This is a genomic window from Bacteroides sp. BFG-606, from assembly GCF_024788145.1.
Lineage (GTDB): Bacteria > Bacteroidota > Bacteroidia > Bacteroidales > Bacteroidaceae > Bacteroides > Bacteroides vicugnae.
Genome location: NZ_JANUIL010000001.1, coordinates 762,786 through 786,243 on the forward strand (window position 1 = coordinate 762,786; position 23,458 = coordinate 786,243).

Genomic DNA, 23,458 nt, shown 5'->3' on the forward strand with positions numbered 1-23,458 from the left:
TTCCAAATGTTGGTGAGCAATATGATAGCCAGTACCTGATAACACGACTAGTTACCAGCCGACATCATAACTAGTTTTCTACTCACCAGCTTTTGTTTTATAATAATCCTTCATCAAGTACCACGCTTTCTTGCGCATCCCCTGATCCGAGATTAAGCCTTTCCGATTCCAACCATCCTGATTGGTCGGATGGAAACGGAACGGGGAGCGGAAATCAAATAAAATCCAGGGTGATACGCCTCGAAGATTTGGTATATTATCAAACATACGGATGTTGTCTCTATAAAGCCGAGCCTGATATTCTTCACTCCATGAACTTGCCACATTCTCATCTCCCGACTGTCCGTATAATGCTTCGCCACCAAATTCGGATATAATCAGCGGTTTGTCCGGTATCACTTTCCAGGCAGCATTTTCCGGCTCGATTGGCCAAGGATGATACCAACCCATATATTTATTGACTGCCACAACATCCAACTGTGAAGTAAATGAATCTTCCATCACGAAACATTTTTTTTCACGGTTAAAGCGCACCAAGTCGAAAGCTGCTACATACAAACGGGTTGTATCCAATTTCTTACCTGTCTCCAAAAGTGAGGTAAGGAATTCATTCCTTTCTTTAGATGGCTGTGTCTCATTTGCAATCCCCCAATATCCGACAGCACACCTGTTCTGATCGCGTTTAATCATTTCCGTCAGCATCCTTTGAGCTTTCTTGCGAGTATTATTATCAATAAAATCAATTCCTTGCCAAATAGGTATTTCTTGCCAGAGGATAAAACCCATTTTTTCGGCCAGCCGAACCGTGTATTCATTCTGCGGGTAGTGTGCAAGACGGATCATATTCACACCAAGTGCTTTCGCCTCATCAAGCAGCATAGCTGCATCAGCTTCGGAAAATGCACGTCCCATACGTTGGGGGATTTCTTCATGAAAAGAAATGCTGCACATGAATGCCGGCTTACCATTCAAATAAATATCTGTTCCTTTCACCGTGATATTGCGAAAACCGATCTGCTCTTTTACACAATCACCAGCAGAGGAAATTATTACTTCATAGAGTTTGGGATTCTCCGGTGACCAACGTTGTAACTTCTTCACGTTGAACTTTCCTTCTGCCTTTCCTTCTGCATCAGTCTGCATATCAATGCTTGTTTTCAGTTCTGGAATAGCAATGGTAATCTTCTCACCCGGCTTCTTATCTGAAAGATGTACTTTAGCAATAATCTGATTGGGAGATTCCTTATCCAATTGGATGAAATAATCTTCCAGATATGTTTGTGGAGTAGTAACCAATAATACATCACGTGTGACACCACCATAGTTCCACCAGTCAAATGACATGGCGGGAATGGCATCTTTTGTACGACGATTATTCACCTCAACCACAATGAAATTATCGCCTTCATTCAGCAGGTCTGTCACTTCTATCTGAAAAGGAGTAAATCCCCCTTCATGACTACCGATTTCCGTTCCATTCAGATAAACGCGGCAACGATAGCTGACAGCTCCAAAATAAAGGAACTGACGCTTATCCACCAACCGTTTAGCATCAAAATGGCGTGCATACCACACGGTTCCTTCGTAGTATTTAAGTTCCGGCATTTGTGAATTCCAATCTCCGGGAACATTCAACCGCAATCCTCCTTTAAAAGAATATTCATAGAAATCAGTGGCACCCTTAGGACTTTGATTCCTATATACCTTCATTCCCCGCCCCTGGTCATATAAATCAATGATGGCATTCCATTTACCATTTAAGGAACGAATATCCCGGCCATATACATTAGTCATCAAATTTTGAGCTACCATATTCCCTGCAAAAAGAATAAATAGCAACATACACACGATTGTCTTTTTACTGATTTGCATTAATTTATCTGTTTATGAAGTTAACATTTATTTTCGTAGCTATTAGCTATTTGTACCCGACTTATTGGATCTATATGCCCAGCGTGTTGAATATATATGCCCAATACGCTAGATCTATAGATACAGCGAACAGGATAACTATCTTATCTCATACCGATACATCATAAAGTCATTACTCTCTGGTAGAGAGACTTTGATGGCTCCTTTCCTATCCACAGTAGTTGCTATCCTCTTCCCATTCCCCAACACCGGAGTGCATACCACTTCAGCACCTTCAGGCAACCAAGTTTCTATCCATGTCTCCTCCCGGTCATTATTTTCCCTGTAAATAAGAAGATAACCATTCTTTGGCTGACAAATAGATTGAAATCCAGTCCAAGATCGACCTGAAGGTTCATCGCCAATTGGCAAAATGGTTCCTTGATGGAAATCATATTGCACAGTTTTGTACTTCTCGATTAAATCTTTAATGCCCAATGCTTCTTCCGGCAAGTTTGAAGCCTCAAACCAAGCCAATGGTTGCCCTGCCATAGTGGTTGCAAACAAATATTCGAAAGAATATCGACCAGGAGCAAATGGATCATCTCCGTATTTTTTGATATTTCTCCAGTTGTTCAAAAACTCAATTTGAAGTTTCTCTGCCGGAACATATTTAGACAGCATCCACAGATTACGAAGCGTCCAGTAAGGATAGTAATTCTGCCAATCCGTATAACGGTTCTCCAAAAAGATATTTCCATATTCATTGAACATATGATAACCTCCCCGCCGACTGGCCGTTACATCCAGATTGAACATGACTTTATTATCGGTTTGTGCCAAGACTTTATCGAACAGGTTGCGGAGATTAATCTCTGCCTTTTTGGTAGGAATAGTCAATCCGTCAATCTTAAAAATACGAATACCATATTTATGATACAAACCTATCAATGTTTCAGCATCTTTCTCCCAATCAGCAAAGTCATTCTGCACACTTGGGTTAAACCACAAGCCAATCTCAATACCTAGTTTTTTTCCTTTCTTTACGATAGGAACCAGCCCGTGAGGATACTTCACAGGGTCTGGTTTCCAATAGTCCTTGTTATCCCAAATATTATTAAAGGAACCTTTGGCCACCGCAGAGTTCGGACTTTTGCCCACCTGCCATCCATCATCTATCTGAAAATGAGTGATTCCCAATTTAGCTGCACGCTCTAACTCTTGCAGACAAAACGCCTCATTGACTTTAGTATCCTGACTACGGTCTCCCCAAGTATTCATCATAATCATTTCATCACGATCCCGAAAGTGACGGCGAATATTCTTCTGATAATTGCGAAGAGCTGTCAGTGCCTGCAATTCACCTTCACCATATACCCCTGTAACACAACTGTATGTTTTTGTCCATTCCTCTTTCTGAATATCCTTTTCGGTAATTCCTAGTCCTGTAACCATGAACTTTCCAAATTCTGCTATAAAATCAACGTTTTTATAGGCCAACTGAACACTCGAACAAGGAGATTCCTTCAGAAAGAAAAAGCCGTTACCGTCTTCTCCGTTTCGCACAAAAAGCAAATTTCCACGGTAATTATTCTTACGATAAGCAATAATATCTCTTTCAGCCAACAGATTATTATTCCAGTCCGTCACATCCCAAAACTCAACAGCTTTAGCATGCCAGTGCTGTCCTTTGAGATACAATTGGTCGAGAATAGCCGTAACGGATTTGGATTTCATGTCTTCAACGAACTCAATGTTTTTCCGGTCAGCCGCATTTTCTTCCCGTCCGCCCAAAAGACTGTTAACAGTCCCTCGCAGATAAGTGTCGCATGCTATAGCCGGACAACCGTCATATATGCGATAAATCCTTTGTATATCCAATCCTCCCAAAGAAAATGTTACTGTCGTCTTCAAGTAAGCCGGATGAATATCGGTCGCAGCAACCTTTTCTACACAATAAGCCCCGTTGGAAACTTTCCGGATATCCCTGGAAATAAAAAAGTCCGGTGCTTGCTTTACTGTAAAAGTTGTTTTCCGGTTTACCTTATCGCTCAAACTATAGGTGATAAGATTACCGTCATTCCAAATAAATTTTCGTTCGATACACTCATTTCCAATCGCTAATGTATCTCCCTTCAACTCGCTATAACAAGTCTCCCGTGCGTAGAGCGAATATATAGTAGAGGCAACAACCAAAGTTGCAAATAGTCTTTTCATGGTTCATTAAGTTATTAGTATTTCTTTAAGGCACGCGGGACGGACAAGTGCTCATGTGCCTCATTAAATAGATCAGTAACATATATAGTGAGGTATAACCAATAACAGAATAGTCATTAGTTTCTTCATGATATCATTCGTTGTTATTGTGTTTGAACTGAAGAAGCCGAAGAAAAGATACACTTATAGAAAGTGTAACTTTCTTCCATTGACTTCTTAAAAATTAAAGATGTAAGATTGACTATACGGATGAATTACCTCACGGTAACTTCTTGCAACTTAGCCCACCCGGCACTTAATAAGTTTTCCGGCACAGCCATTTCCAAGCCAATCGTATTATCCTTGGTCGTATCGACAAGTCCCACTGCCCAATAATAGTTTCCTGGGACTACCCCCTTGAGACACAAGTCAAAAGTGTATACCGCAGGAATGCCCTGCATCCATTTAGACAGGTCTGTCTGTTTGTCAACAAACACTTTCTGCACTCTGTTTTGACTGTCCATCAGTGCAAAAGCCACTTTATATTTCTGGTTCCACTGCGGGATATTGGTAGGGCAATATCCCCAGCCAAGGTTGTTCCAGCGATGTATAATCCGAAGTTTCTGATTCTTCACTACATCTGTAGGTACGGAAATCATATCCGGATAGAGGCGATAACCACCTTCCGAAATAAACTGCTGCACAAGCGGGAATGTATTGTGAAACCATGATTCCGTTTCACCTACACGGAAGTCCATCATATTGACACGCGCCTCTTTACTATCATCAAATTCTCCCTGACGCACATCTTCAGGGTGTCCTTTCCGATAATTGCGGGGGTCAACCCAAAAACTGTGGATTTTGCCTGTAATCCATCCGCCTTCCATTAGTATGGGGCGAACACCAAAATATTTCTTGGCAAAGTCACGTTCCCATTCACCATAATACAACCCCATACCGAAAGCGTCATGACGCAAAGAATATCCTTTTTCAACTACATCATCAAGCAGAAACTCACTGTCAAGGTCATACTTGTTATCATCCCAGTCCTTACCGGCACCTACAAAGCGGTGGTAATTGATGACAACCGGAACATTCTTGAATGCTTTCAGATACAGATCCGACAACCAGTCGAGTACAGGTTTCCGGGGCATTTCATCTCCCGTAGAATAAAGTGTAGTGTGATATTCGCCCCATTTACCTAAACCCGTTCCATCAATGAAGTCTACTTCCTCCGGATTGCCGAAATCTTTAGCCAGTGCCCAGACAAACTTTTCATAATATTTCTGGAAGATAGGATCATCGGGATAAGGTGACCATCTTCCTCTCCACACAAAACCCTTTGTACCGGCTTTCCGTACGAAATCGGGAGTAAAATCGTAACCTTTGTCACGACTGTCTACAACTACCCGGAAAGCAAGACGCATATTTCTTGCACGTGCTCCCTCAATCAACATTTTCAACATGGGATCCGTATTCCATCCGTAAACATTCTCTTTAGGATTCAATTTCTTCCAACTGGTACGGATATAAAGGGTATGGGCATAATCGGACACCTTTACCGTTCCCACACCGGGCACCTGCATATGGTCGCACTTCTCCCAGAAGTCTTCTTTCACACCGGGGGTAGCATAGAGCACCCATCCGGTCTGCGGATTGCGCAACAGGCGTTGCCTATCAGGTTCTATTCTTATGATCTTGTTATCCCTCGCTAAGTTTTCTTTCAAAGCACTGGCAGGCTTCCCATCACCCAAATTGGCGGCTTGAAGCGCCATCGAGCCAAGAAATATAGATACAAGAAATCCAACTTTCATTTTACCTTTCATCATACTTTTCTTCTACATGTTTTACTTAATTCACCGTAATGGTCTTCAACTTCAACCAGCCGGAATTCAACAGATTATCATCCTGATTCACTGCCATTTCAAGTCCGATCTCATTGTCCTTGGTTACGTCTACCAGACCTACAGCCCATGAATAAGCACCTACGGAAACGCCTTTCATACTCAATTTGGTAGTATAGGTGGTCGGAGCTTCCTTCAGCCAAGTAGACAAGTCGCTTTGCTCGTCCACAAATATCTTTTTCACTTCATTATTATCATTCAGCAATGCAAAAGCCACTTTATACTTCTGATTCCAAGCCTTGATATTAGTAGGACAATATCCCCAGCCCATGTTGCGCCAGCGATGAACAATAGTGACATCCTGACCACCATTTACCGAGACAGGCAAAGAAACCATATCCGGATAGAGGCGATATCCCCCTTCCGCTATAAAGCGCTGCACATAAGAGAAAGCTTTTTCAAACCATGATTCTGTTTCTCCCAAACGGAAGTCCATCGTATTGACACATTCCAGCATGGAATCTTCAAACTCTCCTTTACGGACATCTTCAGGATGACCTTCCCGATAACGATAGGCATCATCAAAATACCAATAACGATGCGTGTCGGTAACCCATCCACCTTCCATAATGATAGGAAGCTTATATCTCCATTTTCGAGCAATGCTTTTCTCCCAATCCTTGTAATAACCGCTCATTCCAAAAGCGTCGTGACGCAGGATGTATCCGTTATTGATGGCTATATTCAGTAACGGTTCTGCATCAGGCGGCACTGTCTCTTGCCATGAATCCTGGTAGGTATCCCCCAGCATACGATGATAGTTAATCACCAAGGGCACTTTCGTGAAACAACGTGCATACAATGCAGTAATCCATTCCATTACCGGAAACTTGTTCTCATTGTTGGCATAAACCATAGCATGCGACTCTCCCCATTTACCCAATCCGTAACCATCAATAAAGTCCACCTTATCGGGGTCATCATATTGGCGTCCAAAAGCTTCGACAAAATCTTCATAGTGTTTCTGAAATACTTTATCATCAGGATACGGACACTTATTATTTTCGTTATTATACCATTTGCAACCATCGTCGAACACAAATTCTGGTGTGTTCTGCGTCTGGTCACGTCCATCTACCAGTACACGAAAAGCAATACGTAACCCCCTATCATGTACACTTTTAATGATGCGTGAGATATCAGAGTTAGGATCGTCCCAGGCATATTTTCCCTTTTGGGGTTCCAGTGTCTTCCAATTCGTACGCAAGTAGCAGGAGGAGGCGTAATCAGAGACCTTCACGTATTTTGCCAAATCGGGCACATACATATGGTCGTAGCCTCTTTCTTCCCAAAATGTCTCGTTTTTCTCACGAGCCAAATACAGCACCCAGCCATTCAAAGGATTCCGAAGAACACGTGTCTTATTAGGGTTAATCCGCACCGTGACATTCTCAGCAAGCAAATCTCCATCACCAGTATTTTCCGTCTCACTTTCGCTATTCGAGCAAGCAATTGCTACCATAGCCCCGAAAAGCAACACGCCCAAAGGCATCATTATTCGTTTACAGTTCATTCTCATATAGTTATTCTTTAAAAAGGAGGATATGCCGCCCTAAAAACAGGGCAAGCACACCCTCTTCAATAAATGACTTTAATATTCGCTCATGTATATTCGCATATTTCTTAAGTCGACGATAGTCAGCAATGGTCTCATATACCATGTGAACATAGCCTCACGATACTGCTCACGGGCCTCACTTTCCGCATGGATAGGTGTCCAAGTGTTCAGCTTCAGTTCTTGCTTGTATTTCCATCGGCTATCACTCTGATCCAATGCAAGTATATCATCAGGAATTACAGGAACAAGACACCATGAGAAATGAGGACCACCGGGGTAACCGCCTTCGAAATGCGGGACATCAAGAACGAACTTACCGTTTTCTTTTTTATCCGAACCGCCTCCCCAGGCAGAAGTCCATGAAATCTTGCCGACAAGCAGTTGCGGATCGGCCAAACTCGGTTTGAAGCCGCCGCCCTTTAGGTCATTACCCCACTTAGTAATGTCACCATATGCCCAAAGATTAGTAACCTCCACATCATGCCATCCATCCAGTTTATCCACAAAGTGCGCCTTATATGGTTCCAGCTTCTTATCCGGTGAGTAGATTTTCAGTTTCCGGGTTTCTGTATTCAATATTACACGATATTCTCCATCCTTAGGCAAGTTCAACATCGCAGGCTCATCTCCCAATACAACATCTACCTCTTCACCGTCTACCCAATTATCAACACCTTCTGCCAACTGAATATAAGTATCACCTTGCTCAGTTTCTAAAGTGATCCCTATCTCACCTTGTACCAAATCTTGTACAAATGCATACTGGAATTCATTCTCTACTGTCTTACTCATTACCAACTTGTCATTGTCGGTAGAAGTACCGGAGAGAACAATACGATCAGCTTCCCACACCAACGGACGATAAGGACGTACATTTACAGTAACAGTACGCACTTCGGGCATTGCATAACGAGGACCACCCTCCCACTTTGCAATGACACGGAACTGCACAGGCACTACTTTGGAGTAATTCTGCCCCCACTTATCCACCAGCAACATTTGCAGTTCTTCAGTGGTATAACTCTTATTGAACACCCCATAGTCCTCATCAACACGCACACAACTCTCAAACTCATGTCCTTCGATATCTATCTTGGTCACATAAGAGAGAACATATTCTTCGGGCATCTCACGAGCAGGCGTCCACTCAAAACTCAGTGCCACATTATTCGGCTTGTCTCTGTCCAGTTCTATATCCGTAGCCGAAACAGTCAGTTCCATTTTCTCACCAGGGTTGATGAGCCACGTCAAGTCTGCTTCCTTCTCCTCCTTACATCCGCCAAGGATAAACAGTACTACCAATGACAGATATTTATAAAATAATTTGTTTCTCATATTTCTTATTGATTTTATAGTGTTAATCAATTCATCCAGCCCGGCATCTGTTTTAGATTCGGATTCTTGTCTATCTCATCTTGGGGTATTGGCCACCAATAGCTGATAAACTTACGAGTCTGATAAGATACCCGTTTATAAAAGTCATCTCTATTGTCCTTTTCTGCCAACATATTCATACCATAGAAGTTGCCATTCAGCACATTCTCCGCCTCTTTCCAACGACGTAAATCGAACCAACGCAAACCTCCCTCACAATTCATCTCAACTCTTCTCTCGCGACGAATCAGTTTCCGCATCTCCTCCTCGTCGGCAGGAATTCCAAGACCAGATGTCCCATACTGAGGAATACCGGCCCTTTCACGAATCTTGTTGACGTATTTTACAATATCTTCTTTCTCCGAATTGTAAGTACCTTTGGCAATACTATACTCGAGTGCTGATTCCGCATAACTCAAATAAGCCTCGGCGAGGCGGTAAAGGATTCCCTGGCGTGACTTATAAGTACCCGTATTTGTTGAGTGAACAAAAGTTGGGTCCACGTGCTTACGAATCAAATAACCAGCCGACGGATTATCATGTGACGGCTGTCCGTCTTCCCCATTAAAGAAAAAATTTGTCGCTTTCCCTTTTCCCCAATGGTATTGTTCGTTGTAGACTACCGATATATAAAAACGAGGTTCACGATTGCAGTACATATTAAATGTATTCTTCGGGGCAACCACATGAGAATCACCACTAGCGCTGGCACCTGCCACAGCATAATGCCAGTTGGTGGCACGTACATCATCTTCGGTAGAGTAACCAGTTTCACTGTATTCAGTTTCTGCATTAATGACAGCTGTTTGTGTATTGCCACTATTGTTGTATCCTAAAATAGGCATTTTACCATCCTTCATAAAAAAGTCATCCACCAGTAACTGAGTAACACCTAGCGAACCTAAACCACCAGCACCACGAGGAAGAGCACAATCATCAAACCAACCTGCGTTATCTTTGGTACGCGGAAAGATAATTTCCGTATTGCCTTCTTTGTAAGTTTTCATCATCATGTTCTGATACGAAAGAAACGGATCTATGGTGACCCCATCAGACAGATATTCTTTATATAGAGTGTGCCCTGCTTTCTCTGCCTCTTCTATCAGCAATTTATTAGCATCTTTCGCCCTTTTCCAATGATTCGATTCGGGAGTTGCACTAAAGATTTTCACACCATCCACATTGGTCATCGCTTGCATTTCCGGATCAGGATTACCATTCACCAAATCGCTGGCGGCAAACGTCAGCAGGCGGGCACGAATAGCCAGGCAAATCAACGAGGTGATACGACCGTATTTATTGGCTTCATCATAAGAAGCAGGCAACTGGCGGGAAGCTTCCAATAACTCATTGGCAGCCCAGTCCACCACATCATAAAAAGGCTCTTGCTTCAACAACAAAGATTCACCGGATATCTCTTCTGCTGCCTCACGGATAATAGGCACTCCACCATAGGTCATCGCCATCATAGCGTGATAGTAAGCGATAAAGAAACGGCACTCTGCCTTCATGTAATTAATTTCCTTTTCAGATACATCAGGCAAAGGATGTGCATATTTAATGAGAGTATACGCCTGACGAATAGCCTGTGGGTACGTTGACCAATAAGTCACCACACCCGGATTAATAGGTGTCCAGTTTCCATTCTGATACTGAATTGCCTTAAAACCCTGTGATTCCCATCCTGTAGAAGGAGCCAATTCATCACCAATAGCATCCGGTCCGTCGTAAATATAAAATTCAGGCATTACAATGTAGAGATAGGATAACCAACGTTCCAAATTAGTTTTATTAGCAAATACATTCTCCAACGTCAGTTGATCGTCCGGTTGCTTATCCAAATAATCAGAACAGGACGCTAAAGGTAATATCCCCAAAACACCCAATAAAATATATGCAATAATTCTATTTTTCATATCATATTAATTTTAGAAAGTAATATCAAAACCTACCGACACAGATTTCATGGCTGGATATTTAGCACCGTCACCGGTTGCGAGCTCCGGATCCCACAAATCAAACTTGGAAAAAGTCAGCAAATTCGTTCCACGCACGAAAACACGAGCATTGGAAATCACAAATCCCTGTAACCATTTCTTCGGACAAGAATATCCCAATTCCACATTTTTCAGGCGCAGGAAACTCATATTACGCAGCCACCAGGTAGATTTCTGACTATTATTGGCATTCGGCCCGTAATCGGCACGCGGATAAAATACATCCTGACTTTGGTTATCCACTGTCCAACGATCCTGATAGTTGTCAAAGATATTATACATAGATCCCTTATTGGATGCTGGCATAATATTCGAAGAAAGAATACGCCAAGTACGTCCGATACCTTGAAACATAGCTCCAAAATCAAGATCTTTCCAACGTAAATTCACTCCGAATCCATAAACAATTTCCGGATTTTCAGTACCTCCGATAGCCATTTGGTCATAAGTGTCGATAACTCCGTTCTGATCCAAATCCACATACTTAATATCGCCCGGACGGACTTTTGCCGTAAAGGTCTGTGTAGGGATACCCTCTTTTAGCACCTGTTCTCCCGCAGCATTGGTAGTAAAATCATCTTCCGTAAACAGACGGTCGTGTACATACCCAAAGAGCTGTCCCACCGGATGACCAGTTTCAGCACGTGTCGTTCCGATTGTACCCAAAGGTTCGTCTTTATCAATAATTTCATTGTGAGCATAAGTGAAACTTCCCATCAAACCGAGGAAGAAATCTTTGCCAATTTGCTTGTTGAAGTTCAGCGTCACTTCCGCTCCTTGATTTTTCACCTTACCACGATTACTCCACGGTTTTCTATAAAAACCTGATGTAGCAGGAATTGAATTCAACTCTACAAGAATGTTATTACGGCGCTCATCAAACAAATCGACCTGCAAATCTACCATACCATTAAACAATCCCAATTCCAAACCAACGTTAGCCTTGTTCACAATTTCCCAAGTTAAATCAGGAATTCCGAAATCGCCTTCTACCATACCATTGCGTCCGTAATCCCCATCCAATCCCCAACGGTACAAATAAGGAACATCATCCCATTGATCAAGAATTGTGGAAATGTAAGCAAAACGACGCCCTTGCAGATTAGCGTTACCTACCTGACCGTAAGAAGCACGTAACTTCAATTTAGATATCGTATTGCGAAGCGGTTGCATAAATGATTCTTCTGAAACAATCCAACCAACAGCAGCTGAGGGGAAGAATCCGTAGCGTTTTCCTTTGGCAAAATTTTCAGTACCGTTATATCCAAAATTGAATTCGGCTACATACCTACCATTATACGTATAGGAAGTACGTCCTGCCAACCCCTGATTGCGATAAGGCAATGCAGCCCCATCATCATAATGACGGCGATTAAACAACAACATAGCCGAAACCGCATGCTTATTGACAAATGTACGATCGTAATTTAAGCTTGCTTCCATATAGATACTCTTGTTACCATACTCTGCCGATGTAGAGGTACCCAAGAAGTTACTTCCTTGTTGTTTTAGGGCTAGAATCAATTCTCCCTCTTCATTTCTACCGCTAGCGGCATTCCAATATTCTATAGTTTTAGAGCGAGTCACTTTACCTGTAGAATAACGATCGAACGAGAATGTTCCTCTCAGTTTCAAGCCAGGAGTTAAAAACTTCAAATCCTGCTCTAAAGAAAACAGTGTCTCAATTTTACTAGCACTAGAACGTGCGAAGCCTCTCTGAGTAGCCATTGCCCAAGGATTACCTTCTTCTTGCCATGCAGGAATTTCACCAGATGAATAGCGAGTGGGGAACATAAACGGAGTAAAACGGAACGCCCGACTGAAAATTTGATCTGTACTTTCAGGCGAGGAATTACGGTCCTGAAGATAACCACCGATGTTAAAACGAACTTGAGTAGTGGGAGAAAGTTTCAAATCTACATTGGAACGTACGTTGTAACGTTGTAGCTTGATAGTAGGGTCCCAGTCCAGACTCTTGTCACGTGTCAGAATACCACGTTCGTTATAAACTGCGGCCACAAACGAATAGCGTAAATTCTCCGAACCACCGGATACGTCTACTGTAACACGCTGGTTGGCAGCGTGATCTCTAGAAATAGCGTCAATCCAATTAACGTCCGGGTACAAGTCAGGATCATATCCTGCACGGGTTTTGGCAATCCGATCGGCATACATCGGAGACTGTCCGGTATCCACTAGTACATCATCCAGCAACTGCATATAATCGGCAGCACCAATATAATTAGGTAGCTTTATCGGCTGTGTGAATGCAAACTCCGACTTCACCACCACACGAGGTTTACCTACATGTCCGCGCTTAGTATTAATCAAAATTACGCCATTGGCACCACGTACACCGTACACTGCGCTGGCAGCTGCATCTTTCAATACGGAGAAAGATTCGATTTCCTCCACGTCAATGTTATCCAAACTACGTTCGATGCCATCTACCAGCACCAACGGGTCCTTACCTACATCCTGAAAGGTACTGATACCACGAATCCAGAATGAAGAGTTATCGTATCCCGGTTCTCCAGAACGTTGTACACCAATTACACCAGTCACTGTACCAGCCAAATTATTACTCAATGATCGTGAAGTAGAAACATTCAACTTTGCAGGCTCAATAGTCGTAATAGAACCGACTACAGATTCTTTCTTCTGCGCACCGTAAGCTACAACAACAACTTCGTCCAACTGACCGACATCTTCTACCATTATTACATTCAACACCCTACGATTATCGACCTTTTCGTTCTTCGGCACAAAGCCTATATAACGGAAAGAAAGTTCAGCATATTTATCCGGCACAGCAATACTATATGCACCATTCATATCTGTTATCGCATTTACCGTAGAATCTGTTTTCATGAAAATTGAAACACCAATTAAGGGTTCACCCTTCTCATCAGTAACGTTACCTACAACCTTAAAACCTTTAACCTGCTTTATCGCAGGAGCTTGTTCTGGCACTGAAATTGTAATCTGTCTTCCCGACATTTTATAATTTAGTCCTGTCTTTGAAAACAACTCATTGAGTATAGCATCTATTTTCTTATTGGAAACTGAAATGGAGACTTTATTATTCAGATTCTTCTGAACAACTTCTGAATATATAAAAATATATTTACTGTGTTTTTCGATATAATCTAAGATCTCTTTAACTGTAGTATTCTCATATTGGACTGAGAATAAATCTTCTTCAGAGTTCCAACTAATAAAGCTTACTCCGAATGAAGATGTTGGAATCATAAAAAAGACATTTATTATGCAAAAAAGCTTAAGCCTTTTCTTTAGATGTAAAAAAATAGTTTTCTTTACCATAAAAATTTCTTTTTAGGTTAACAATTTTGGATTTATTGATTTAACTAAGGAATTAATATCGGATAAATACGCCAATATTTATCCGATTTTTTTTTGTGCGTCATAATATTCATTTGTTTCTCATAGGCAAGCGTATTTAAAAGATTAATTAAAAAAATATTATTTATTCAAGTATATACTAGTACTACTCTTTTCTACTTTAAATGGAAGTGTTTGTTGAATACATTCAATCACTTCATCTATATCATCTTTCAAGTCAAGTTTTCCGTAGACCTTCTCTTTACCAACAAGAGGATCACATTGAATAGACAGACCATAATAAATACTCAATCTTTGAATAATTTGAGACAAATCATTTCCATTCAATAGCATAATACCATCTACCCAACTTATATATTCTGCTACATCTACTTTCTTTTGAGAAGTTATTGTACCATTAGCTATATTCAACAAGTCATTAGGAGTCAGCTGTGCCTTTCTCTCATTTTTATCAGTTACTTCCACAGCACCTTCTACTAGCACGATATTAGTTGTTCCTCCTTTATAATTGGAAATATTAAATTTGGTGCCTAACACTCGCAAGCTAAAGTCTTCAGATTCAACAACAAAAGGATGTTTTTTATCATGAGCAACCTCTAAAAACACCTCTCCCTGAGCATATATTTTACGAATATCACCTTTGAAACGACGAGGATAAATTACTTTTGATTGAGAATTTACAATCAGGTGGGTACCATCCGATAATTCGATTCGTGCTCTCTTACCCGGCGGAACAAGCAATTGATTATATTCCTGTTCATCCTTAACTTTTTCCTCTTCCTCTTTGATTATTTGAGAATTGACTGCAACTTTCCCTTCTTTTGAATATTTGATAAAGGCATCTTCATCTAAATTTAATTGTTCTTTAGCAGTTATAAGAGTTACCTCATCAACAGTCTGACTATCCATCTCTGTTGCAATAGCCTGCAAATCAACATCAGCAGTTGTTGTTTGATTCAGAAAATAAATGGTTGATATACAAATCAAAACTGAAGCAGCAATAGAAGCAGAAGTTATCAAGAAATAGTTCCGTCTGCGCTTCATTGCGTCTTTTCGCATTCTTATGCACGTTCTTTCTATTATGGAAGAAGCATCAATTTTCTCTTGTTTGCAGCTTTCCCAAAAGAATCTCAACTTCTCACCTTCAGGTATAGTAGTAAAATCATCCTCAAGTTCCTCCTGAGAATTCAATTTACCAAATAAATTTGCAAGGCGAAAGTATTCTTTCAAGTTCATAATCTTTTTAGTGTTGTTCTATAATTAAAGACGCAATTTAAAAAAGAATCTCCTAGTTAAAATGAACTTTTTTTCATTTCCTCCCCAAAAAGCACTTAAAAACAAAGTCTTTTTTGGATTAGCAAATGATATACAGAGAAATAGAGAAGAAATAAAAAGATTATTTTCGAAAGTGGATATTTAGTTTTTTAGCAATTTCTTCCAATGCAAAAGCTATATGATTATTTATAGTCTTCACAGATATATCTAATAACGCCGCAATATCTTTATAAGGTAAGCCTTCTATTTTTGCCAGAAAAAAAACATGTTTACATTTAGGTGGTAGTTGTTGAATAGCATCGTTTATTTTCTCCATTTCCTCTTTACTAATCATCTCCTCATCTGGTGATTGAATTGGATCAAATATAAAATCCCCTATATCATCAAGCAACAAATCTGTTTTAGCCGTTCCTTTCCTCAAATAAGAAATAGCTTTTCTATAAGTTATAGTCTGTATCCAAGCATTCATATTTTCTATATCAGCCAAAGTTTTTCTATTTTTCCAAACTTCATAAAAAACATCACTCACAATTTCTTCAGCTGGTTCCTTTTGGCCAATCAAAGCATATACATAATGATATAAACGCGAAGAATAATGCTCCATAAAACGGCAAAAAGCCGTTTCATCACCGTTTACAATTCTGTCTATGTCGTTACTTTCAGGTTTCACGGAAGTGTTTTACAGATTATTCTTAATTAACAAAATTAAGCCAAATATAATGGTATATTAGGAAATATAAAAATAAAAGACGAATTAAAAGTTATCAATTATAGAAAATTTTATACAACAAATACTACAAAAGCCTTTTACTTAAATAACGCACTGGATACCATACAGAAAGGAAACCGACAGCTAAGACTGTCACAAAGATTAGTACTACATCCCATACATGAACACTGACAGGATAAGCATCTACAACAAAAGTACCACCACCGCCTCCCAATGAAATTATGCCGAATTTCTGTTGGATAAAACATAGGATTAATCCTAAAACAATACCAGAAATAGCACCGAAAAGAGAAATTAAACGACCTTCAAAAAGGAATATCCGGGAAATAAGTTTATCGCTAGCTCCAAGACTTCGCAAAGTCACCACATCATCTTTCTTATCCAGAATTAGCATAGAAAGGGAACCAATTACATTGAAACAGGCTATCATTAAAATAAAAGTGAGGAACAAATAAGAAATTAATTTTTCTATCTCCATAATACGGAAAACATCCGCCTGCTGCTGATAACGGTTTTGAACTACAAAATCATCGCCTAACATATTTTCAATTTTGGATTGTACAGATGAAGTATTTACATTAGGTTTCAATTTCAATTCCATCGCAGAGACTTCTGTGGTATAATCCAGAAGCTCACGGAGGAAATCGAGAGAGGTCAGAATATATTTCCCGTCATATTCTTGCTGATTCACAACAAATACGACACCCGGAGAATACAGGTAATCACGATTAAAAGAAGCGCCGGGATTTGCCATGTTCACTTTGGCATTTCGCTTGGGTAGATAAACCTGAAGAGGATCAACAAATTCTAAACCAGTACCCAAAGTCGCAACCAGTTCCACTCCCATGACCCCGTAGTTCACAATAGAGTCATGAAGAAGAAATTCACCTGCGCCATAAAGTATGCTGTCTATGGCCGTCAGTTCTTCAAAATTATCCTCCACCCCTTTTAGTACAACCATAGCCTGACGGTCCTTGTATTGCACCATTGCATTCTCTTCGAGCGTCTCTGTAAACACCTCCACTTCAGGAAGCGCACAAACGGCACGAATCCGTTCATCTTGTGCATCAAAAACCTTTCCTTCACGGACCGTAATTTTCAATTGCGGATCAAAAGCCGTAAAAAAACTAGCGACCATATCCTGAAAACCATTAAAAACGGAAAGAGTGCAAACCAAAGCAAGCGTAGCAAGAGCTACCCCACATACGGAAATACCGGATATGATATTAATAGCGTTATGCTTTTTTTTTGAGAAAAGATAACGCCTGGCTATATAAAAAGGGAAGTTCACCTCTGTAATGAATTATTTCACTTCAGCAATGAATCTATTTTCTCAATATAATCCAATGAATCATCCACAAAGAATTTCAGCTCGGGAATGATGCGCAACTGATGACGCACACGAGTTCCAAGCTCATAGCGGATGGATTTCATATTGTTATTGATATTCTTCACCATCTCTTCCGCTTTCTCCGAAGGAAAAACACTGAGGTAAACACGGGCAATACTCATATCAGGACTGATACGAACTGCACTAACAGAGACCAGTGTACCCGGCATGGACTTTGTTTGAAGCAGGAATATCTCACTTAGTTCTTTTTGCAACAGGCGAGATATCTTATTCTGTCTGGTTGTTTCCATAAAGTTATTTACTATTTTACGATTTACTACTTACTATTTTCTTCCTTATGATCGTTAATCCGTCACGTAAAGGCAATATCACTTTTTCCACTCGCACATCTTCCGCCACCAAATCATTGAAGGCTTTAATACCAATCGTCTGTGCATCCGTATTGCGAGGCTGTTCGAGAACATGACCGTCCCACAAAGTATTATCAGCAATGATATATCCGCCTGCAGATAGATGCACCAACGTCATCTCGTAATATTCAATGTACTTACGCTTATCACCATCAATAAAAGCCATATCAAAGGTAACACCTAAACGCGGAACAAGTTCTAAAGCATCACCTATATAAAAACGAATTTTATCGGCAAATGGTGATTTTTCCAACCATGGACGGGTAAAATCCTCTTGTTCATCATTGATCTCAAACGTATGCAACATTCCACCTTCGGCCAGACCTTCCGCCAGACAAAGGGCAGAATAACCACTATACGTTCCTATTTCCAATATCTGACGGGGGCGAATCATTTCTACAAACATTTTCAGCATCCGTCCCTGCAAATGCCCGGAAGCCATACGAGGACGGAGCAGTTTTACATGTGTGTCCCGGTAGAGCGATTTTAAATAATCGCTCTCGGGATCAATATGCTGCAAAATATATTCGTCTATCGATTCGGTTTCCTGCATAAAAGTAGCTCTTACAAATTACAAATAGCGGTTGTTATTAGGCAATACAGTCTCCTCTGCATGCTTCAGAGCATCTTCCACCACATTAATTTCAAGGAATGATGTTTTCGTTCCCGCCTTACCACTACTCAAATAACCAACCATGTCAGAAGGCTGTAAACGACCTTCTTTCAACAAACGACGCAATGCTGCAAAGTAATACTCCTGTCCGTTAGCCAGTTCCGGCATATAGATAGCTTCCACACCATAAGACAAAGCCAAATGACGCATCGTCTTTTCTTTATAACAGATAGCCAACACCGGATACTTTCCACGGAAAGCTGCCAGGTTACGGGCAGTGCGTCCGCTATAGCTATCAGTAATAATGGCACGTATTTTTAGTTTAGAGGTAGCTTTCACTGCCTGTTTAGCAAGGAATGCCGTAACATCATTACTATTCTCATCCAATGGAATACGGATATCATTTTCCTCCAATTTATCTTTTTCAGCCTGGGCAGCAATCTTAGTCATTGTTCTCACAGCCTCTACCGGATACTTACCATAAGCAGTTTCCCCACTCAACATCAATGCATCTGTACGATAGTAGATTGCATTAGCAATATCAGTCACTTCCGCACGAGTCGGACGAGGGTTATTTATCATCGTATGGAGCATCTGAGTAGCAACGATTACCGGCTTCTTTGCCAAAATACATTTGCGAATCAGTACACGCTGGATCCCCGGAATACGTTCCTGAGGCACTTCGATACCCAAGTCACCACGGGCCACCATTACACCATCTGCCACTTCCAGAATTTCATCGATATTATCTACCCCTTCCTGATTCTCAATCTTAGCAATAATCTTGATATCACTATTATGAGCATCCAGAATTTCACGTATATCAAGCACATCCTGACGATTGCGTACAAAAGAATGAGCGATAAAATCAATATCCTTTTCAATAGCGTAAAGGATATTGTTACGGTCTTTTTCCGTTAATGAAGGAAGATTAATGCGAACACCCGGAACATTTACGCTCTTACGGCTTCCCAAAGTAGCATCGTTCTTGACTTCACACAACAAATAATCGTTAGTCTTATCAATAACTTCCAGTTCCAGATCACCATCATCAATCAGGATCGTACCACCGATATTCAGATCGGACACAAAGTTCGGGTATGAAACAGCAATATATTCACGGGTTGTCTCCAAATCCGGATTACCTACAATCTTTACTTTATCACCTGTCTTATATGGAATTGGTTCTGCATTAGCCGTCGTACGAACTTCCGGACCTTTTGTATCCATCAAGATCGCAATACGGTTGGACACAGCACGTACATTTGCAATCAAAGCTTCAAAACCTTCACGGCTAGCGTGCGCTGTATTCATACGCACCACATTCATCCCAGCTTCAAACAACTGTTTTATAAAATCCACATCGCAACGTCTATCCGAGATGGAAGCCACAATTTTAGTCTGTTTCAATAACATAGTCTTTCTACCTATTATATATTATATTACCTTATTTATTATCTATCTAACAAAGCTTCCAAGGCCAAACGGTACGAATTCAACCCAAAGCCACAAATCACTCCCTTGCAGGCACAAGCAATCATCGATACGTGTCGGAAAGACTCCCGACTATGCACATTGGAAATATGTACCTCAATCACCGGAGACGTCACAGAGCGAATAGCATCCTGCAAGGCTATGGAAGTATGTGTATACGCACCTGCATTCAGAATAATGCCATCCACATCAAATCCCACCTGCTGTATGCAGTCTATCATTTCACCCTCAATATTCGATTGAAAATAGTCGATCTCCACGTCAACGTATCTTTTGCGAAGATCAGCCAAGTAATCTTCAAATGTAACGCTTCCGTAAATGGAAGGTTCACGCTTACCCAACAGATTAATATTCGGGCCATTAATAATTTGTATCTTCATCGCGCAATCCTGTTTTTTATATACCTTTGTATCCAAAGAACAATATTTCAAGGTGCAAAGGTAGAAAAAAGAAATGGAAATCAACGAAAAAAAGAAGAAGAAGGAACAACAAGGCGTGATAATCAGGAAGTATCAGCAGTATCTCAAACTGGAAAAGTCTTTATCTCCTAATACGCTGGATGCCTATCTTACGGATCTGAACAAACTGATGAGTTTTTTGAAGCAGGAAAAGATAGATATATTAGACGTATGTTTATCTGATCTTCAACATTTTGCAGCCGGATTACACGATATTGGCATTCACCCTCGTTCACAGGCCCGCATCTTATCAGGAATCAAATCATTCTTCCGTTTTCTCATCATTGAAGACTACTTGGAAGCAGACCCCAGTGAGTTATTAGAAGGACCTAAAATAGGCTTTAAACTTCCTGAAGTACTGACTGTGGAGGAAATTGACCGGATCATCTCTGCCGTTGACCGCAGCAAAACCGAAGGACAGCGAAACAGAGCTATTTTAGAGACATTATACAGTTGCGGACTTCGCGTATCGGAGCTTGTCACTCTCAAGCTGTCCGACCTTTATTTTGATGAAGGTTTTATCAAAGTAGAAGGAAAAGGAAGCAAACAGCGCCTCGTCCCCATCTCTCCGCGAGCCATTAATGAAATAAAACTTTACATACCAGACCGCAATCAAATTGAAGTTAAAAAAGGGCATGAAGATTTCGTTTTCGTCAGCCAACGGAGAGGCAAAGGACTTTCCCGGATTATGATCTTTCACATGATAAAAGAATTAGCGGAAAAAGCAGGTATTACCAAAAACATCAGTCCGCACACTTTCCGGCATTCCTTCGCCACTCATTTACTGGAAGGTGGAGCCAATTTGCGAGCTATTCAATGCATGCTCGGACATGAATCTATTGCTACAACGGAAATCTATACACATATTGACCGCAACATGCTTCGTAGTGAGATTATTGAGCATCACCCGCGAAATATCAAGTACCGGAAAGAAAAAGAGGAGTTATTTCATTAAATTATGATAAAATCAGCCCCTTATCTATATATTTATATTAAGAATTAATATCTTTGCGTTACTTTTTCTGTGCGAGCAGAAGGAGGTTGACAAATAGACGATATTTCAATTACAAACATTTAATTTATACCTAAAATGACTAAGAAGTTGTACTTGCCTTTACTCATGGCAATGGTTGTTGCATTATTCTCTTCTTGCAGCAAAAAAATGGGTGAATTATCAGCTGATTACTTCACTGTTACTCCGCAAGTGCTGGAGGCAGTAGGTGGTAAAGTTCCTGCGACCATCAATGGTAAATTTCCTGAAAAGTATTTCAACAAGAAAGCGGTTGTAGAAGTTACTCCGGTTTTGAAATGGAATGGCGGCGAAGCTAAAGGCCAACCAGCTACTTTCCAAGGTGAAAAAGTGGAAGGTAACGACCAGTCTATCTCTTACAAGATGGGCGGTAGCTACACTATGAAAACTTCTTTCGACTATGTTCCGGAAATGGCTAAGTCTGAATTGTACCTGGAATTCAAAGCTACTATCGGTAAGAAAGTAGTTACTATTCCTGCTGTGAAAATTGCTGATGGTGTAATTTCTACTTCTGAATTAGTAAACAATACATTAGGTAACGCTAACCCTGCATTGGGCGAAGACGCTTTCCAACGTATCATTAAAGAAAAACACGATGCTAACATCATGTTCTTGATCCAACAGGCTAACATTCGTTCCAGCGAATTGAAGACTGCTAAGGAATTCAACAAAGAAGTAGCTAACGTAAACGAAGCTGCTAACAAGAAGATCAGCAACATCGAAGTTTCTGCATACGCTTCTCCTGATGGTGGTGTAAGCTTGAATACAACTCTTGCTGAAAACCGCGAAGACAACACAACTAAGCTGTTGAGCAAAGACCTGAAGAAAGCAAAAATCGACGCTCCGATCGATGCTAAATATACTGCACAGGACTGGGAAGGTTTCCAAGAATTAGTTTCTAAATCTAACATCCAAGACAAAGAGTTGATCCTCCGCGTTATTGCAATGTACCAAGATCCTGCTCAAAGAGAAAGCGAAATCAAAAACATCTCTGCTGTATACAAAGAATTGGCTAACACTATTCTTCCTCAGTTGCGTCGTTCTCGTTTGACTTTGAACTATGAAATCATCGGTAAGTCTGACGAAGAAATCACTAAACTGGCTTCTTCTAATCCTTCTGAACTGAATGTAGAAGAATTGCTGTATGCTGCTACACTGACTAGCGATCCTGCTAAACAAGAAGCTATCTATACTCAAGCTACCAAACAATTCCCGAACGATTACCGTGGTTACAACAACTTGGGTAAATTAGCTTACCAAGCTGGTAACATTGACAAAGCTGAATCTTACTTCAAGAAAGCTGCCAGCGTTAATGCTACTCCTGAAGTTAACATGAACTTAGGTTTGATCTCTTTGATGAAGGGTGACAAAACCGCTGCAGAAGCATACTTCGGTAAAGCTGCCGGAACAAAAGAACTTGGCGAATCTATGGGTAACCTGTACATCGCTCAAGGTCAATATGAAAGAGCAGTTAACTCATTCGGTGACTCTAAGACTAACAGTGCTGCTTTGGCTCAAATCCTTGCTAAGGACTACAACAAAGCTAAAAATACATTGGCTAACGTAACAAGACCGGATGCTTACACTGACTACCTGATGGCAGTTTTAGGTGCTAGAACTAACAATTCTTCTATGGTAACAAGCAGCTTGAAGAGCGCAGTTGCTAAAGATTCTTCATTAGCTAAGAAAGCAGCTACTGACCTGGAATTTGCAAAATACTTCACAAATGCAGATTTCATGAGCATCATTAAATAAGAGAATTACCACTCTATTTTAAATATTAGGAATTGCCTGTCATTATAAATGACGGGCAATTCTTTTTTTTATCCATAAAAACCGTACTTTCGCAGAAAA

16 protein-coding genes are annotated in these 23,458 nt (G+C 40.6%); 2 read left to right on the forward strand and 14 right to left on the reverse strand.

Annotated features, from left to right (window positions below; translation table 11 throughout):
- Positions 1–78: 78 nt before the first annotated feature.
- The 14 genes from NXV01_RS03040 to aroQ all read right to left on the reverse strand — a co-directional run bounded on the left by NXV01_RS03040 (position 79) and on the right by aroQ (position 20,496).
- The gene (locus NXV01_RS03040) at positions 79–1,872 is read right to left on the reverse strand and encodes a glycoside hydrolase family 2 protein (RefSeq protein WP_217720933.1); all 1,794 of its coding nucleotides are present in this window, start codon (positions 1,870–1,872) and stop codon (positions 79–81) included.
- Positions 1,873–2,010: 138 nt separating this feature from the next.
- Positions 2,011–4,068, reverse strand: coding sequence for an alpha-galactosidase (locus tag NXV01_RS03045; protein WP_259021683.1), 2,058 nt, complete (start codon positions 4,066–4,068; stop codon positions 2,011–2,013).
- 254 nt (positions 4,069–4,322) lie between these two features.
- Positions 4,323–5,876 (reverse strand): DUF4832 domain-containing protein, encoded by a 1,554-nt coding sequence (locus tag NXV01_RS03050; RefSeq protein ID WP_229128606.1) that lies wholly within the window; start codon positions 5,874–5,876, stop codon positions 4,323–4,325.
- A 22-nt stretch (positions 5,877–5,898) separates the two neighbouring features.
- Positions 5,899–7,470 carry a DUF4832 domain-containing protein gene (locus tag NXV01_RS03055; RefSeq protein ID WP_217720932.1) on the reverse strand — a complete coding sequence of 524 codons (1,572 nt, stop codon included), beginning with the start codon at positions 7,468–7,470 and terminating at the stop codon, positions 5,899–5,901.
- Between the two features lie 72 nt (positions 7,471–7,542).
- Positions 7,543–8,844: a SusE domain-containing protein gene (locus NXV01_RS03060; protein ID WP_254883708.1), complete on the reverse strand. Its 1,302-nt coding sequence runs from the start codon at positions 8,842–8,844 to the stop codon at positions 7,543–7,545.
- A gap of 26 nt (positions 8,845–8,870) precedes the next feature.
- Positions 8,871–10,799, reverse strand: a complete 1,929-nt coding sequence (locus NXV01_RS03065; protein ID WP_195649356.1) for a RagB/SusD family nutrient uptake outer membrane protein — start codon at positions 10,797–10,799, stop codon at positions 8,871–8,873.
- Positions 10,800–10,811: 12 nt separating this feature from the next.
- Entirely contained in the window at positions 10,812–14,204 is a 3,393-nt protein-coding gene (locus NXV01_RS03070) for a TonB-dependent receptor (protein WP_259021684.1), read from the reverse strand.
- Between the two features lie 159 nt (positions 14,205–14,363).
- On the reverse strand, positions 14,364–15,479 hold the full coding sequence (locus NXV01_RS03075) for a FecR family protein (protein WP_195649358.1): 1,116 nt from the start codon (positions 15,477–15,479) through the stop codon (positions 14,364–14,366).
- A gap of 160 nt (positions 15,480–15,639) precedes the next feature.
- Positions 15,640–16,188 (reverse strand): RNA polymerase sigma factor, encoded by a 549-nt coding sequence (locus NXV01_RS03080; protein ID WP_195649359.1) that lies wholly within the window; start codon positions 16,186–16,188, stop codon positions 15,640–15,642.
- Between the two features lie 124 nt (positions 16,189–16,312).
- Entirely contained in the window at positions 16,313–17,539 is a 1,227-nt protein-coding gene (locus NXV01_RS03085; protein WP_259021685.1) for an FtsX-like permease family protein, read from the reverse strand.
- 17 nt (positions 17,540–17,556) lie between these two features.
- Complete coding sequence (gene rbfA, locus NXV01_RS03090; protein ID WP_004296522.1) at positions 17,557–17,889, reverse strand: 30S ribosome-binding factor RbfA; 333 nt, start codon at positions 17,887–17,889, stop codon at positions 17,557–17,559.
- A 16-nt stretch (positions 17,890–17,905) separates the two neighbouring features.
- On the reverse strand, positions 17,906–18,562 hold the full coding sequence (locus NXV01_RS03095) for an O-methyltransferase (protein WP_217720929.1): 657 nt from the start codon (positions 18,560–18,562) through the stop codon (positions 17,906–17,908).
- A gap of 18 nt (positions 18,563–18,580) precedes the next feature.
- On the reverse strand, positions 18,581–20,038 hold the full coding sequence (gene pyk / locus NXV01_RS03100) for a pyruvate kinase (protein ID WP_259021686.1): 1,458 nt from the start codon (positions 20,036–20,038) through the stop codon (positions 18,581–18,583).
- A 38-nt stretch (positions 20,039–20,076) separates the two neighbouring features.
- The gene (gene aroQ, locus NXV01_RS03105) at positions 20,077–20,496 is read right to left on the reverse strand and encodes a type II 3-dehydroquinate dehydratase (RefSeq protein WP_004311171.1); all 420 of its coding nucleotides are present in this window, start codon (positions 20,494–20,496) and stop codon (positions 20,077–20,079) included.
- Between the two features lie 73 nt (positions 20,497–20,569).
- On the opposite strand from aroQ, the gene xerD reads away from it, so the two are divergent.
- A complete protein-coding gene (gene xerD, locus NXV01_RS03110; RefSeq protein WP_074558044.1) occupies positions 20,570–21,529 on the forward strand; it encodes a site-specific tyrosine recombinase XerD in 960 nt (319 codons plus the stop codon).
- Positions 21,530–21,664: 135 nt separating this feature from the next.
- On the forward strand, positions 21,665–23,359 hold the full coding sequence (locus NXV01_RS03115; protein ID WP_167511802.1) for a tetratricopeptide repeat protein: 1,695 nt from the start codon (positions 21,665–21,667) through the stop codon (positions 23,357–23,359).
- The last annotated feature ends 99 nt before the right edge of the window (positions 23,360–23,458 follow it).

Bases quoted from the DNA above. Each gene is read 5' to 3' on its own strand.
- NXV01_RS03040 (WP_217720933.1), bottom strand. From the start codon at position 1,872: ATGCAAATCAGTAAAAAGACAATCGTGTGTATGTTGCTATTTATTCTT.
- NXV01_RS03045 (WP_259021683.1), bottom strand. From the start codon at position 4,068: ATGAAAAGACTATTTGCAACTTTGGTTGTTGCCTCTACTATATATTCG.
- NXV01_RS03050 (WP_229128606.1), bottom strand. From the start codon at position 5,876: ATGATGAAAGGTAAAATGAAAGTTGGATTTCTTGTATCTATATTTCTT.
- NXV01_RS03055 (WP_217720932.1), bottom strand. From the start codon at position 7,470: ATGAGAATGAACTGTAAACGAATAATGATGCCTTTGGGCGTGTTGCTT.
- NXV01_RS03060 (WP_254883708.1), bottom strand. From the start codon at position 8,844: ATGAGAAACAAATTATTTTATAAATATCTGTCATTGGTAGTACTGTTT.
- NXV01_RS03065 (WP_195649356.1), bottom strand. From the start codon at position 10,799: ATGAAAAATAGAATTATTGCATATATTTTATTGGGTGTTTTGGGGATA.
- NXV01_RS03070 (WP_259021684.1), bottom strand. From the start codon at position 14,204: ATGGTAAAGAAAACTATTTTTTTACATCTAAAGAAAAGGCTTAAGCTT.
- NXV01_RS03075 (WP_195649358.1), bottom strand. From the start codon at position 15,479: ATGAACTTGAAAGAATACTTTCGCCTTGCAAATTTATTTGGTAAATTG.
- rbfA (WP_004296522.1), bottom strand. From the start codon at position 17,889: ATGGAAACAACCAGACAGAATAAGATATCTCGCCTGTTGCAAAAAGAA.
- NXV01_RS03095 (WP_217720929.1), bottom strand. From the start codon at position 18,562: ATGCAGGAAACCGAATCGATAGACGAATATATTTTGCAGCATATTGAT.
- pyk (WP_259021686.1), bottom strand. From the start codon at position 20,038: ATGTTATTGAAACAGACTAAAATTGTGGCTTCCATCTCGGATAGACGT.
- aroQ (WP_004311171.1), bottom strand. From the start codon at position 20,496: ATGAAGATACAAATTATTAATGGCCCGAATATTAATCTGTTGGGTAAG.
- xerD (WP_074558044.1), top strand. From the start codon at position 20,570: ATGGAAATCAACGAAAAAAAGAAGAAGAAGGAACAACAAGGCGTGATA.
- NXV01_RS03115 (WP_167511802.1), top strand. From the start codon at position 21,665: ATGACTAAGAAGTTGTACTTGCCTTTACTCATGGCAATGGTTGTTGCA.